The organism is Sulfitobacter faviae, from assembly GCF_029870955.1.
Taxonomy (GTDB): Bacteria; Pseudomonadota; Alphaproteobacteria; order Rhodobacterales; family Rhodobacteraceae; genus Sulfitobacter; species Sulfitobacter faviae.
Map to the genome: position 1 here is coordinate 28,866 of NZ_PGFQ01000005.1, position 13,394 is coordinate 42,259.

General features: G+C 58.4%; 12 protein-coding genes and 2 pseudogenes. 12 read left to right on the forward strand and 2 right to left on the reverse strand.

The features are described from left to right. Nucleotides 1-31 precede the first annotated feature (31 nt). The 3 genes and pseudogenes from CUR85_RS18855 (at nt 32) to CUR85_RS18860 (ending at nt 1,797) form a co-directional block, all read left to right on the forward strand. On the forward strand, nt 32-700 hold the full coding sequence (locus CUR85_RS18855) for a cupin domain-containing protein (protein WP_216338372.1): 669 nt from the start codon (nt 32-34) through the stop codon (nt 698-700). Nucleotides 701-741: 41 nt separating this feature from the next. Beyond that, nucleotides 742-981 (forward strand): annotated as a pseudogene (locus CUR85_RS20470) (NAD(P)-binding protein); the annotation flags it as partial. A 15-nt stretch (nt 982-996) separates the two neighbouring features. Further along, entirely contained in the window at nt 997-1,797 is an 801-nt protein-coding gene (locus tag CUR85_RS18860) for a flavin monoamine oxidase family protein (RefSeq protein WP_343245501.1), read from the forward strand. Nucleotides 1,798-1,830: 33 nt separating this feature from the next. Here CUR85_RS18860 and CUR85_RS18865 read toward each other — a convergent pair whose 3' ends face one another. After that, entirely contained in the window at nt 1,831-2,601 is a 771-nt protein-coding gene (locus tag CUR85_RS18865; RefSeq protein WP_254693865.1) for an efflux RND transporter permease subunit, read from the reverse strand. Between the two features lie 233 nt (nt 2,602-2,834). Further along, nucleotides 2,835-3,836: pseudogene (locus CUR85_RS18870) on the reverse strand (sulfatase); the annotation flags it as partial. 129 nt (nt 3,837-3,965) lie between these two features. Here CUR85_RS18870 and CUR85_RS18875 point away from each other — a divergent pair. The 9 genes from CUR85_RS18875 (at nt 3,966) to CUR85_RS18910 (ending at nt 13,383) form a co-directional block, all read left to right on the forward strand. Beyond that, nucleotides 3,966-4,847 carry a LysR family transcriptional regulator gene (locus tag CUR85_RS18875; RefSeq protein ID WP_280323152.1) on the forward strand — a complete coding sequence of 294 codons (882 nt, stop codon included), beginning with the start codon at nt 3,966-3,968 and terminating at the stop codon, nt 4,845-4,847. 278 nt (nt 4,848-5,125) lie between these two features. After that, nucleotides 5,126-5,236, forward strand: a complete 111-nt coding sequence (locus CUR85_RS20660) for a CoA transferase (protein WP_366142360.1) — start codon at nt 5,126-5,128, stop codon at nt 5,234-5,236. Between the two features lie 254 nt (nt 5,237-5,490). Further along, nucleotides 5,491-6,303: a patatin-like phospholipase family protein gene (locus CUR85_RS18880; protein WP_280323153.1), complete on the forward strand. Its 813-nt coding sequence runs from the start codon at nt 5,491-5,493 to the stop codon at nt 6,301-6,303. An 11-nt stretch (nt 6,304-6,314) separates the two neighbouring features. Then, nucleotides 6,315-6,644 carry a hypothetical protein gene (locus CUR85_RS18885; RefSeq protein WP_280323154.1) on the forward strand — a complete coding sequence of 110 codons (330 nt, stop codon included), beginning with the start codon at nt 6,315-6,317 and terminating at the stop codon, nt 6,642-6,644. A gap of 63 nt (nt 6,645-6,707) precedes the next feature. Beyond that, a complete protein-coding gene (locus CUR85_RS18890; RefSeq protein WP_114865613.1) occupies nt 6,708-7,370 on the forward strand; it encodes a plasmid pRiA4b ORF-3 family protein in 663 nt (220 codons plus the stop codon). Between the two features lie 116 nt (nt 7,371-7,486). After that, nucleotides 7,487-8,068 (forward strand): recombinase family protein, encoded by a 582-nt coding sequence (locus CUR85_RS18895; RefSeq protein ID WP_114865614.1) that lies wholly within the window; start codon nt 7,487-7,489, stop codon nt 8,066-8,068. Between the two features lie 23 nt (nt 8,069-8,091). Next, nucleotides 8,092-9,477: an ISKra4 family transposase gene (locus tag CUR85_RS18900; protein WP_280323155.1), complete on the forward strand. Its 1,386-nt coding sequence runs from the start codon at nt 8,092-8,094 to the stop codon at nt 9,475-9,477. A gap of 375 nt (nt 9,478-9,852) precedes the next feature. Beyond that, nucleotides 9,853-10,554: an IS6 family transposase gene (locus tag CUR85_RS18905; protein ID WP_065331824.1), complete on the forward strand. Its 702-nt coding sequence runs from the start codon at nt 9,853-9,855 to the stop codon at nt 10,552-10,554. A gap of 843 nt (nt 10,555-11,397) precedes the next feature. After that, a complete protein-coding gene (locus CUR85_RS18910; RefSeq protein WP_009827245.1) occupies nt 11,398-13,383 on the forward strand; it encodes a multicopper oxidase domain-containing protein in 1,986 nt (661 codons plus the stop codon). Nucleotides 13,384-13,394: the final 11 nt, after the last annotated feature.

The window sequence follows — 13,394 nt, forward strand, 5'->3', positions numbered from 1 at the left end:
CCTTTGCAGGGTACGAAAAGGATTGAAACAGATGGAACTGAACGCTGATTTTTCTCAGAAGGTCGTTGTGGACACCGATAGTCTCGAGTGGCAACCCTCGCCCATGAAGGGCGTGGACAGAAGGATGCTCGACCGGATCGGGGACGAGGTTGCCCGCGCCACAACCATCGTGCGCTATGCGCCCGGCAGCAAATTTTCAGCGCATAGCCACGGGGGCGGCGAAGAGTTCATCGTGCTCGATGGTGTCTTTCAGGATGAACATGGCGATTATCCTGCGGGGACTTATGTGCGTAATCCGCCAACGACCTCTCATACCCCGGGATCGGATGCGGGTTGCACGATTTTCGTCAAACTCTGGCAGTTCGACACGGATGACCGCACCCAGTTTCACAAAGATATGGAAGCAGAGCTTGGCGCGCCCGAAAATGGTGTGGCGACCGCTATCCTGCACCGCGATATGCGCGAGACAGTGACGTTCTCCAGTTTGGAGGCGGGCGCGACCATGACATTGGATGCAACAGGCGGCGCCGAGGTATTGGTCATCAGCGGGACCGCAACGGTGAATGGAGAAGCCCTGAGACAAAACGCTTGGCTGCGTCTGCCTGATGGCAGTGCCTTGACAGCCACAGCTGGGGCTGAGGGCGCAACGCTTTGGATGAAAACAGGGCATCTGCCCTATGCCAAAGCGCCGCAGGTTTGACGAAAACGGGCCGAACCACTGCGCACAGGGAAATCTGAACGATGCAAACGCAGACCCTTATCATCGGTGGCGGGCTTTCAGGTCTGGCGCTCGCCGCGCGGCTATCGGCCGAGGAGCAAGATTTTCTGCTTGTCGAAGCCCGCGAAAGATGGGGCGGACGTATCCTGAGCGAGCAGTGCAATGCGGGCGCCTTTGATCTTGGCCCCTCGTGGTTCTGGCCCGGCCAACCCCGTATCGCGGCGCTGATCGATCGTCTTGGGCTCACACGGTTTGAGCAGTTTTATCAAGGCGAACTTTTGTACGAAGACGAACGTGGCCATGTCCAGCGCGGGCGCGGCTTTGCGTCGATGCAAGGCTCATGGCGGTTGCAAGGCGGTCTCGCAGCCTTCATCGACAAGCTGTTGCTTGAAATTCCGTCAGACAAACGCATCTGCGCCACGCCAATCAACGCGCTGCGAAAAAAGAGCGATGGCGTCGCCGCCCAAACGGTCGCGGGTGCGCAGATCATGGCAAAAAAGGTCGTTCTGGCCTTGCCACCGCGCATTGCAGCGCAGTTTTCCTATAAGCCTGTGCTGCCCACAGACGCCCTGACTGCGATGGAGGGTATTGCGACCTGGATGGCAGGACAGGCCAAAGTCGTTACTGTGTTTGACCGCCCTTTCTGGCGTGATAATGGCCTGTCGGGCGATGCGATGAGCAGGGTTGGCCCGATGGTTGAATGTCACGATGCCAGCCCGTCTGAGGGTGGTCCCTATGCCATCTTCGGCTTCATCGGGATCCCGCCAGATTTGAGGCGCGACACCGCGGCCCTGCGCGAGCAGGTGCGCATGCAATTGGTGCGGCTCTTTGGCCCCGAAGCACAAAATCAAAAGCGTCTATACATCAAGGACTGGGCTGTAGACCCATTCACAGCGACTTATCTTGACCAGCGGACCGTTTATGCCCACCCCGATTATGGTTTGCCGCGCGCTTTGTCCGGTCTTTGGGACAATGCGCTCATCTTTGCCGGCACCGAAGTGGCCCCCACGTTTGGCGGCTTTCTTGAAGGCGCGCTTGAGGCGGCGGATCAAGCCTACACTGCTCTCACGACAGGCTAACTGCGGTAGGCGCGCCCGTGCGCCAGCCTGACTTTAGGCGGGTGCCGCAGCACCGGACGTAGCGCTGTCTTTCTTCGGCGGTCTGATCCGGAAAAACAGCGCATACAGCACGGGCACTGCGATCAAAGTCAGAATCGAAGCGAACGCGAGGCCGCCCATAATTGTCACCGCCATTGACGCAAAAAATGCATCCGGCAGCAGCGGGATCATGCCGAAAATCGTTGTCCCGGCGGCGAGAATAACGGGTCGCAAACGGCTAACAGATCCGTCAACAACCGCCTGATAGTCCGGCACCCCGTCGGCACGCTGAAGATCGATCTCTTCAACCAGAACAATCGCGTTCTTCATCAACATCCCCGACAGTGACAGGAACCCAAGCAATGCTGTGAAAGTGAAGGGCAAGCCCGTGAACAGCAGCCCCAAGACCATGCCCGTCACTGACATCGGGACGACGAGCCACAGGATCAGGGGTTGCCGGACTTTGTTGAACATCAATATCGAAATCGTCAGCATAACAAGGAAGCCCAAGGGGAGCTGCTTGCCAAGACTTGCCTGCGCATCTCCGGCGCTTTCGAATTCGCCGCCCCACTCCATCATGTAACCCTCAGGCAGCGGAATGGCTTCGATATCCGACCGGACACTTCGGAAGGCTTCGTCCGCAGTCAGATCGCTGCGAGAACCGCCAAGCGCAGTGATTGTGCGCTCCCGGTCCCGCCTGTGAATGAGCGCCTCGACAAGGCGTGTCTCGAAACGGTCCACGAGGTTAGCCATGGGAACGTAGGACCCTGCCCCGTCGGACCACACCGACAGGTCCTGAAGGCGGTCAATGCCGTCGCGCTCACGCTCAGGGAGGCGCGCAGGCCCTCCGCCCGCCAGTCCGGTGGATAGTAATATAGAACATGGCGACCGTCGGTGATGCCGATCGGCCCGCCGAACAAGCCGAATACCGCCTCGCTCCGTCCCGGACGGGTCGGATCGGCGAGGACCTCGGCCAGGTCTGTCGCGCGCGCCTCGTCCGGTGGCTTCACGCCATGCAAACCGAGCAACGTGGGCATCAGGTCCGCCGTCTGTGTCAGTGCATCGGTTCGCTTTCCGGCTGCCTGCGGATGCCGGGGGTCGTGGATCATCAGAGGTATATGACTGACTTCCTCGTAGTAGGGCATCCGGCACTTGCCCCACCAGTCGTGCTCGGACAGCAGGAAGCCGTGATCCGTGCCGAGGATCAGCGCGGTGTCTTTCCACATTCCATGTGCGTCGAGATAGTCGAGCAAACGGCCGAAATAGTCGTCGCACATCGCGACCAAGGCGGCATAGTTTGCCCGGATCGTCTTGATGTCCTCGGGGCTGTCGAGCACACGCTCGTAGTGAGGCCAGTCGAGAATGCGACGCGTCGTTTCAACATAGGCGTTCTGGAAGCGGTCCGGTGCATGGAAGGGTTCGTGCGGATCGAAGCATTCCAGCATGAGAAGCCAATCGTCGGCCTGCCTGTTGCGGTCGAGGAAATCGAATGCGGAGGCAAAACACCTGGGTCCGGGGAAGTCCTCTTCGCTGCGAAGTTCCTCGCGGTTTATCATGGCCTGAAAGCGCTTGCTGTCTCGGGTCATCGGGTAGTGACGCTCGTCGAACTTTTCGCGAAAGCGTTCGACTGGGGGCTGAACCATCGCGACACAGGGGTCGTATTCCTGCCCGCGGATGAAATCCCAGGACGAGAAACGTGTATGAAATCCGGATCCACCATCTTCGAAGTAGTGCAGATGATCACTGACGAGATGCGTGTAGATGCCATGCGATTTCAGGCTTTGTGCGAAAGAATTGTCAAATGGTTCCAGCGGCCCCCAGCTTCTGTGGGTAAAGTTCAGCCGCCCGGTGTGCATATCCCGCCGTGCAGGCATGCAAGGCAGCGACCCGACATAATGACGGTCGAATGTCATCGCACGTTTGGCAAATCTGTCGAAATTCGGTGTCCGGACAGAGGTTCCATGGTAGGCGCCAATAGCGCTGCGATTCAGGCTGTCGAAAAGAACAAAAATCGTACGCATGTTTCCCCCTCCCGAAAGGCACAGAAACACGCACGACAGATAAAGAATAATATATACTTTCCGCTCAAAGATCAGCAGAATTTATCTATGACGGCGCCCTCAGCAATAGCAGTCCTGAGCCGAAGAACGATGCAGTTTCTCGCAATCTTCGAGACCGGCAACGTACACCGGGCAGCCGAACAGTTGGGTATTTCGCAGCCCGCGCTCAGTATGAGCCTCAAGCAATTCGAGGATGAACTCGGCGTTCCGCTCTTCCGGAGATTGCCGCGCGGAGTGGTGCCGACTGAAGCTGGCGAAATTCTTTATCGCTATGCGGCCAGTGCCCGGCATTCGGCACGCCTTGCAACAGAAGAAATAGCGGCGCTCGCCTCCGGCACAGTCAGCAAGCTCCGCTTGGGTGCCGGCGTCGCTTGGACGACGACTGTCCTGCCATCCGTGCTCAGCGATCTTCATACGCGCTACCCGGGGATGTTGATCGACGTTGTCACCGGCGTCGGGGATCAGCTTGCGGCTCTCTTCCTGGCCGGAGAAATAGACGTACTCCTGGCTGCTGGGTCGATGAGCGAGCTCGATGCGCCTGACATAAAAAGGGAGTTTGTGGTCAACCTCGCAATGCGTGCAGTGGCGGATCCAGACAATGAGCTGGCGCGGCGTGACAGAGTTGATCCGGCCGATCTCGTGACTGTCGAATGGGCCGGCTTTTACGAAGATGAAGGCTTCCTTCACCTTGTGCAACACTACATGGCCGAACGCGGACTGGGCGCACCGAAAATTGCGCTCAGAACGAATTCGGCTGCGGCTCTCACTTCGCTTGTCAAACGCACGAACCTCATCACGATCCTGATCTCTCCTTTGGCGGAGGCGGCGCAAGAATCCGGATTGGTAGAGCTTCAACTCTCGGAGAATCTCTGGGAGATGCCGGTCAATATCTACTACCGGAAAGTGGCGGCCGATCTTGGAGCCATTCGCGCTTTCTGCGAGCGGGTGCGGGAAGAGATTGTCACCATTTGAACCGGGCTCCGGATAACTTCCACCAGAGTCGAGACACAACCATTTGCGATTTTTAATTCGCCTGTATAACAGCCACAACATGCGCGATCAAAAAGATGGAGGCGGAGCGCCACAAGCTATCAATGCTTGCAGCCTGATTTAGCAACTTATGTGTCTATGTAATTGCCGTGCGAGCCTGGTCAGGCCGCTATTCCGACCGGAGACTGCCGGCGCGCGTATGTGACCTGAAACTGGAGGAAAACACGAGCAATTGCTCTCGGACCTGGGGAATAATCGCCGTGGGCCGCATCGGTGCGGCGCCGTGGTGTAACCAGACGCTGGCCGATCTATGGGCCGACATAATCAAGATCGAGCGCCCCGGGCTTTTCGGTGATGGGCCGCTCACATGAGGAATGAACAGAGTTGGCATAGGGGTCATGTAACGGCTACACACCGTATACCTGACTTCTGATCTGGCCGACACCGGGTGCGGCCGCTTTGGCCGCCCGTTTAGGTAAGATTTGAAGGGCGCGAGCTTTGAGACGAGGGCCAATTCCGCACGCGGCTTCGACCACGTGCCTCAGCAGATTTCGAAAGTGGAGAAACGTGCATGTATGATGACAATGTTGCGGGCCGACGCGGCCCGATCTCAAGACGGGGTGCGATGATCCTGCTCGGCTCCGGCGTGGTCGGCGCCTGCACCGCCTCGCCCCGCATCCCCTACCGCCCGGACGACGGGGTTTCGACCCGGCTTCTGGGTGCCGATTACCGCGTCAGGGCCGATGCCCTTGCGGAAGATTATCCCGTCGATTACGCGCCGCGGTTCCGGGACGGAAATCGGTCGCATTATCTGGCGCTGTCCGGCGGCGGTGCCGACGGTGCCTTTGGGACAGGCGTGCTGGCGGGCTGGACCGCGGCGGGAACCCGTCCGACATTCTCGGTCATCAGTGGTGTCAGCACCGGCGCGCTGATCGCGCCTTTGGCCTTTCTCGGTCCCGATCAGGATGACACCCTGCGCAATCTCTATACCAGCGGTGTGGCCGAGGGAATCGGCGGACGACCTTCGCTTCTGACGGCGCTGACGCGCGGGGCACTTTTCGACCGGCAACCGTTGCGCCGCCTTGTTGCATCTTTTGTAACACCCGACCTGCTCGCTGCCATTGCCGCCGAGCACCGTCGCGGCAGGCGCCTGTTCGTACTGACCACGGATTTGGATTCGCAGGTCGGAATCATCTGGAATATGGGCGCGATCGCGGCCAGTGGCGATCCGCGCGCGGCGACGATGTTCGAGGATGTTCTGTTAGCCTCGGCCGCGATACCCGGTGCATTCCCGCCGATCCGGATTTCAGGTCAGACCGCCGCTGGCCGACCGTTCGAGGAAATGCACGGCGACGGGGCCTTGATCTCGCATATTTTCACCCTGCCCGAGGCGGCGATGGTTTCATTCCGGGGGAACTTGCAGCAGAAGCGTCTCTGACCGACATCCATATGTTGATGAACCTCCGTCTTGAGCCCGAATTCGATCTGGTGGAAGAAAATCCCGGCGCAATCGCGGCGCGCTCGGTCTCGACCCTTCTGAAGTATCAGGCGCGGGGCCAGGTCAACGCGACCTATGATTTCGCCCGCGACGCAGATATCGGCTTCAACGTCACCTCGATCGAAACGCCGGTATCCGAGGATGTGGAGTCATTCGAGTTCGATACGACATATATGCGCCGCCTGTACGCCGAGGGTTTCTCACGGGCACGCGACGGGGCGGCCTGGTCACGGGTTCCGCCTACCCTGACGACCCGGACCATACTTGCAAGCGCGGGCTAGTGGGAGAGTACCGCAAAGTGTGGGGCAGTTGCTCGGGGCAGGCGTTGATGGCAAGTTCGGGTCATGGCCCTTACAGGAGAAATCGTTCAGTTGAAAGTCCGGCTGCTCGGGATCAGTCCCATGATCTGGCGGCGGTTGCTGGTGCCTGCATCGATGACCTTGCAGGAGCTTCACGGCGTTTTGCAAGTCGCGATGGGGTGGGAGGGTATCCATCTTTTTTCGTTCGATATTCATGCAGTGGGGTACGGGTCATTCGAATTGTCGTTGGCGGATCCCCGTGTTGCTCTCGGCAGCTTTGATCTTCGCAAAAATGACAAGGTCTCCTACGTTTATGACATGGGTGACCACTGGGAGCATGAAATCCGAGTTGAGGAGTTCGGAAAGTCTGCGCCAAAGAAATCTTACCCCATTTGCATCGGCGGATCCGGCACGTGTCCGCCCGAGGATTGTGGCGGACCGCATGGCTTTCTTGAACGTCGTGACGAGGCGGACGGCTATGACGCATGGCAGGATATGGGCCTGATGGTGGAATGGCTCGATGATGTGATGCAAACTGCGAACCCACACCAGACCGTTCGCGATGTGCTAACTGACGACATCGAGGCGGCTATGCATCGTGTCATCGCGCGCGAGCCGTATCAGACAGGCAAGTTTTCCCGGAAACTGGTCAACGAGGCATTTCGCGCCGAGCGACACCGCGAATTGATGCATCAGCAGCTTGCCTGACCTGTTCAGAAAGGACCGGTTACGTACATGTGCCCCCGATATATCCTAAAATTATATTGACGGCATATTGAACATGCCTATGGTTCTGGACACCCATTTCTTTACAGTGTGCGTCCATGTCCAGAACCTTTGCCTATACCCGGGTCTCAACCACAGAGCAGACCCCGGAAAACCAGCTTCAGGAGATCGAAGCGGCGGGTTTCAAAGTCGAGCCGCACCGTGTTGTTACGGAAACCGTATCCGGGTCCGTGGCTATTGCGCGCCGCAAAGGGTTCAGCCGGTTGCTGGACAAGATGGAACGAGGTGATGTGCTGATCGTAACCAAGCTGGACCGCCTCGGCCGGGACGCCATCGATGTCAGCACAACTGTGGCCAGGCTCGAAGATATTGGTATCCGAGTTCACTGTCTTGCCCTAGGCGGCGTCGATCTGACCAGTTCGGCGGGAAAGCTGACCATGGGTGTGATCAACGCTGTAGCCCAGTTCGAACGTGATCTCTTGATTGAGCGCACCCAATCCGGTCTGGCGCGCGCCAAAGCGCAGGGAAAACCACTCGGGCGACCGACAGCGCTGACGACAGATCAGCAAGCCCATGTGCGTGAACGGATCGCTGCTGGCGAAACCGTCTCGGCCATAGCCCGCGACATGGGCACAAGCAGGCAGACGATCATGCGCGCAAGGGATGCGCAGCCGACATAAAATAAGAGCAGGCAGGAAAACACATGGACATCGAGATCGAGGTCAAGATCACCGGGCCGGACGGCATGGCACATACGGAGAAGATTGCGACTTTCAGCAAAGGCGCCGAGACCATAGGCGAAATCGGTCTCTCAATCGCCGAAAGCAAAGACCTTTTGTTGCAGCTCCAGCAGGAGATCGTATCCGCGCAATGCGCGGCTCACTGCGCGAAACGTTCCTGTTGTCCGAGTTGCGGGAGAAAGCTGCGGTGCAAGGGGCGCGGGCGTATCCGGTATCGCACGGTCTTTGGAGATGTCACCGTCCCGAGTTCACGCTTCTACCATTGCCAATGTCACGATGGCCCGGCCAGCACCTTCAGCCCATTGACTGAACTTCTGCCGGACCATGTCGCGCCGGAGCTGCTCTGGCTGGAAACAAAATGGGCATCTTTGGTGTCATTCGGCGTGACGGCTGACGTTTTGAAGGACGTCCTGCCGATCGATGCGCGGCTCAGCCCGGACACCATCCGCAGGCACCTTGGCCGCGCCGCGACACGGATGGAAGGTGAGTTGGCCGAGGAGCGGTTCAGTTTCATCGAGACCAGCGCCGTATTGCGGGAGCAGCTTCCCAATCCGGAAGGACCGATCACCGTCGGGATCGACGGCGGGTATGTGAAGTCACGGGAGGAAGGGCAGTCCCACTTCGAGGTGACAGTGGGCAAATCGGTCCCCACGGATCGCCCGAGCCGATATCTCGGCCTCGTCCAGAGCCAAGACGCCAAACCCAAACGCCGGCTACATGAGGTGCTGAAGGACCAGGGTTGGCAGGAAAACCAGCCAGTGACCTTCATGACCGACGGCGGCGACACCGTGATCAACATGGCCCTGCACATGGCTCCGGCCTCGGAGCACATCCTCGACTGGTTCCACATCACCATGCGGCTTACGGTCATGCAGCAATACGTCAAAGGCCTGGCCCACCATAACGAGGCGGATGCCGAGAAGCTGGCCAGGTTGCTCCGCCAGATCAAAGGCTTCCTGTGGAACGGGAACCTGCACGACGGGCAACTGGTGGTCGAGGATCTGGTCATGGACCTGGACGAAATCGAAACGGATTACGCCAGCATCAAGGCGCTGCGCAAAACGGCTACCGAGTTTGAAACGTACATCGCCAACAACAAGGATATGATCCCGAATTATGCGGAGCGCCGACGCTACGGCGAGCGCGTATCCACCGGCTTTGTCGAAAGCACTGTCAACACTGTCGTCGGGAAGCGCTTTGGCAAGAAGCAGCAGATGCGCTGGTCAAAACAAGGAGCCCACCTCATGCTCCAAACCCGGGCCCGCGCGCTTGACGGGACTCTCCGCGCCAAGTTCGAGCAGTGGTATCCCGGTCTGAAATCTCACGAAGAAACGCAAATGGTGGCCTGATTGCCCCGCACTTTGCGGTGCTCTCTTTGCGTAGGTTAAGGCTCGCTGTTTAGCTGAAAAAGTGCAACGGGTAGGTAATGCTGACGGATTTTGAACCCGTCCTCTTTCGTACCCTTAGGTGCTGTGATTGGGCGGATCGTTGCCCTGACGTTCTGCAACGAGAGCCTTCCTCGAAGGCTTTGGCCAAGATTTCTTCGCTGCAGAACTGCGACCTAGCCAGATTGGCCAAACGGTAACGCCTCTGCCCTTAACAAAATGCCGCCCCCAGTCGGAGGCGGCAGATGTCGTTTCAAAAATGGAGCTTACTTCTGCTGGTGTTGTCACATTAACGGTCCTGAGGTTGCTGGTTCATTGATCTGGGCGTAGGCGGTGTCGATGCAGACACAAAAGATCAGCTACAAACGCCACCGGTTTCCGCCTCAGATCATCGCTCATATTGTCTGGCTTTACGTCCGGTTCAACTTGAGCCTGCGCGAGGTCGAAGAGCTGATGCTGGAACGTGGCGTCGACGTTTCGTATGAGACAATCCGGCGCTGGAGCGTCAAGTTCGGCCCCCTGATCGCCCACGTTCTACAGCGACGGCAGCCGCGCCCCGGCGATGTCTGGCATCTGGACGAAGTCGTTGTGAAGATCGCGGGTCGGTCATACTGGCTCTGGCGCGCGGTCGACCAACACGGCTTTGTTCTTGAGGAAATTCTCCAATCGAGACGAGACAAGCGCGCCGCAAAGCGGCTTTTGGTCAAGCTGATGAAACGTTGGGGCTTCGTGCCAAAAAGGATCATTACGGACAAGCTGCGCTCCTATGGTGCCGCAAAGCGCGAGGTCGCGCCTGGCCTTGATCATTGGTCACACAAGGGACTCAATAACCGCGCAGAAAACAGCCACTTGCCCTTCCGAAAACGAGAGCGGGTGATGCAAGGCTTCCGATCGCCGGGTGGATTACAACGCTTCGTATCTATGAAGTCTGCAACCCGCAATAGTTTCTCTGTCCCAGCCCGCCGCCGCTCTGCGCTCACCATCCGCTACCATCGGCTCGAAGCATTCGAGGCGTGGAAATCCGCGGCACAGGCCGCTTGATCAACGAACAGCTTGCCAACTTGCAAATTCGGCGAGTTAACGTGACAACACCCTGTGGAGTTCTACGGCTTGGTATGAGTTCCGTCCCAAACACTTGCATTTAGCGGATATTCCGAATGAACTGGCTTACAAGGGCGAAGCTTGGAAAGGCTGTAGCCTCAGAGCGCACAGCGAGAGTTTTTGCAATCCGCTGCATTAATAAATCTCAGAAAAACACAAGCATGTCTGATTGGCACACGATCTCGCTTTCTGACGCTGCACGCAGGTTATTTCAGGGATGTATTGCTGCAGCGAGTAAAGTCCTCCGAACCAGGTCCGCGATAGCCTCTATCAACGTCTGATCGCTATCTCCAGATGAGTTGTTGATCAATTCTTGGATGAGCCTGTCTTTCGCCGATCATCTCTGGAAACCGGGCATAGCAAGCGAAAGATGATCTACATCAAGCGCGTTCGCGAACCTTCGGGCAACTGCGTAGGCGCCCCTTCGCCCTTCCCGAACCAAAGCAAATCACATCAGCAACCACCCACCCTACCGACGGTCAGCACACCCTAACCCCATATGTAACCATATGTATTCTTGATCCTTTGCAGGCGTTCCGGCGATAAAACCTCCAGTTCCACGGAGGGCACGTGAATCATGGATCCGACAAATTCAGAACTCGAAACAGGCCCCGCGCTGACCCTCGCAAGTTGCAAGGCAGAACCGCGCGTAAACGCCCCCGGCACGTGCCGTGTTCGAAGCGAACTGTGCCGAGCCGGGTGCGACTGACCTCCAAAACGCCGTCGAACCCTTGAGCACGCGCGCTGCGGCACCTTTCAGACAGACTAATACAAGGAAAACGAATGCAATTCTTCAATAGAAAGCAGCTGGCCCTCTGGGATACGGCGCTCAGTACCTCTGAAGAGCTGGCGAAGGGGTTGTCGCGGCGTCAGTTCGGCTTGGCTGCGGCTGCGGCTTTTGCGATGCCCAAAGCGTTGAGCGCGCATGGCTCCACGCAGGTGACCTCTCAGGGAACCTACAATATCACAGTCGACCCGGTGCGCATCAACACGGGCGATTTTCAGAAGATGGGCGTGGGCTACAACCGCAGCCAGATTCCGACGATCCTGCGCTTCAAGGAAGGTGAGGAGGTTACGATAAACGTGACCAACAACCTCAGCGAAAGCACCTCGATCCACTGGCATGGACTTATCGTGCCCTTCCGTCAGGACGGCGTTCCGGGGATCAGCTTCAACGGCATCGCCCCCGGTCAGACCTTTACCTATCGCTTCCCGATCCAGCAGGCCGGGACCTATTGGTTCCACAGCCATTCAGGCCTTCAGGAGCCGGATGGCGCCTACGGTGCGATCGTGATCGAGCCGCGCGGCAGGGAACGCATACCAGCGCACCGCGACTATGTCGTTCAGCTGGCCGACAAACATCCCCATCCGGGCAACCGCATCTTGCGGAACCTCAAGATGCAGTCCGACTACTACAACCGTTCGCAGCGCACTTTTCAGGACCTGATCCGGGACGCCCGCATGGACGGTCTCAAGGCGACGCTGAAAGAGCGCCGCATGTGGGGGCGCATGCGCATGCTGCCGAGCGACGTCGAAGACGTGCAGGGATTTACCTCGCTGATCAACGGTCGCAGCACGTCGCAAAACTGGACCGGTTTGTTCCGGCCCGGTGAGAAGGTCCGCCTTCGGATCATCAACTCCTCCGCGATGACCTACTTCGACATGCGGATACCGGGACTGAAAATGGTCGTCGTGCAGGCTGACGGCAACGATGTGGAGCCTGTCGCCGTGGATGAACTGCGGGTCGCGGTTGCCGAGACCTATGATGTCATCGTCCAGCCTACGCAGAACAAGGTCTATAGCATTATTGCGGAATCCATGGGCCGCAACGGGCTTGTTCGGGGCACCCTGTCACCCAGAGAGGGCTATGCCGGTGCCGTGCCCCGTCTCAGACCCAAGCCCTTGCTCACCATGGCCGACATGAGCGGCATGATGGGCGGTATGGGTATGGATATGGGCATGGGTATGGGCGACCACGTCATGCAGAACATGACCGGAATGAACCACACCGACATGACAGGCATGGACCATTCAAACATGCAATCCAGCCAGCAGCCCCCGATGCCTGCGATGACCCCGTCAGAGGAAAAGCCGAAGAAAAAGACTTCGATGGCTGGGATGGACCATACGCAGATGCAAAAGCCTGCGATGGACGGCATGGACCACACGCAGATGCAGCAGAAGAAAAAGGCACCGATGTCAGGCATGAACCATGCCCAGATGCAGAAGCCCGCAATGGACGGTATGAGCGGCATGGACAGTATGAGCGGAATGGCAATGTCTGATGGCGGCGATCCGTTCTATGTCCCGGGCAGCGGACTGACGCCTGTCGCGTACAACGGCGGCAAGTTCCTGTCCTACGCAGACCTGCGCGCCGCCAGCCCTCGTTACCGTCACCGCGCACCCTCACGCACCATCGTGTTGCGGCTGACCGGTAACATGGAGCGCTACATCTGGTCGATCAACGACGTGAAATACGACGATGCCGCCCCGATCACGCTCCGATACGGCGAGCGGGTGCGCATGCGGTTCATCAACGAAACGATGATGTCGCATCCGATGCACCTGCACGGGATGTGGTCGATCATCGATGCCGGTCACGGTCCGCGCAATCCCATCAAGCACACCGTGAACATCAATCCCGCCGCCACGACGGACATCGAAGTCGAGGCCGACGCCCCCGGTCAATGGGCGTTCCACTGTCACCTCAGCTACCACGCGCGGGCGGGAATGTTCCGCAAGGTCGTGGTCAAGGGACGCGCGGCTTGAGCCGGGAAATA